At 33.5% G+C, this 1,168-nt stretch carries 1 protein-coding gene and 1 pseudogene; both read left to right on the top strand.

Translation table 11 applies throughout. The features are described from left to right. Positions 1–185: pseudogene (locus tag EKL98_RS16680) on the top strand (cyclase family protein); the annotation flags it as partial. 37 nt (positions 186–222) lie between these two features. Beyond that, entirely contained in the window at positions 223–1,131 is a 909-nt protein-coding gene (locus tag EKL98_RS16675) for a helix-turn-helix domain-containing protein (protein WP_126563210.1), read from the top strand. The last annotated feature ends 37 nt before the right edge of the window (positions 1,132–1,168 follow it).

Here is a 1,168-nt window from a genome sequence, read left to right as displayed (position 1 = left end):
ACAATCCCAGTCCGGGAATTATCTGGCAAGCCCATTATGTTGGCATTGAAAAAGAATATTGCCAAATCGAGAAATTGGCTAATTTAGAAGCCCTGCCTCCATTTGGTTTTAAAGTGGCGTGTTTTGCTGCAAAAATAAAAGGAGCCAGTGAGGGTTGGACAAGAGCGGTAGCGATAATTGAATAATTTTTTTTGTAAGTTTATAAAAATATATAAAAATAGCATGACTACTAAAGAGTACATCCCAACGCTGATAGCTTCTGAAATGAATAATTTTCATTCTCATACCACAACTTGGAGACCCTTTATGTCTAGTCAGGTTCATCAAGAATATCACATCAATCGATTGGAAGATATCTCTAATAAATCCAGTTTTCAGGTTTTACCCCATCGTAAAACAGTACATGATTTTATACTTTTAAAAAAAGGAATTTCAAAAAGAAGCAAAGGACTAAACAAATATGAGTTTGGTCCTTCTTCTATCTTTTTTTTACCTGCCCATCAAATTACCCAACACGAAATGATTAGCGATGACGCCGAAGGTTTTTATCTTCATTTCGATGAAAAAATATTCGATTATTTACCTAAAAATTACCTTAGCGAACAATTCCCCTTCTTTCAATTTCAGTCGAATCCCGTGATTCAGATGTCTGAAAGCACATTAAACAACATAGAGTCTATTTTGAATAGATTACTAGAATTGTACAAAGAAGAAAACCCAGCCAATAAAAACCTCGTTTCTTATAATTTATTGGTGATTTTTGAAGCCCTAAAAAAAGAAATTCCGCTTCAAAACAAGAAAACAAAAAACTCTTTTTTTGAAATTACCGAACGTTATAAAAACGCCTTAGGACAACACATCTACAAATACCAAAACATTTCAGATTACGCGAAAATACTGAACATTACACCTAATTATCTGAATAAATGTGTCAAAACATGTACCGATAAAACTGCCCAAGATTTACTGAAAGAAATGCTGGTTTTAGAAGCCAAAACCCTACTAAAATATTCAGACTTACATATCTCCGAAATCGCCATAAAACTCTGCGATCAAAATCCGAGCAACTTCGCTCGCTTTTTCAAAAAACAAACTGGTCAAACACCAATGGAATATCTACAAATGTGTTGATTTTGAATAGTAGTAGCCTTTTTTTGATTCACAAAAT

The sequence above is a fragment of the Flavobacterium bomense genome, assembly GCF_003970355.1.
The sequence above is the reverse complement of the archived record's forward strand: the minus strand, read 5'-3'. Positions and strand labels throughout refer to the sequence as shown.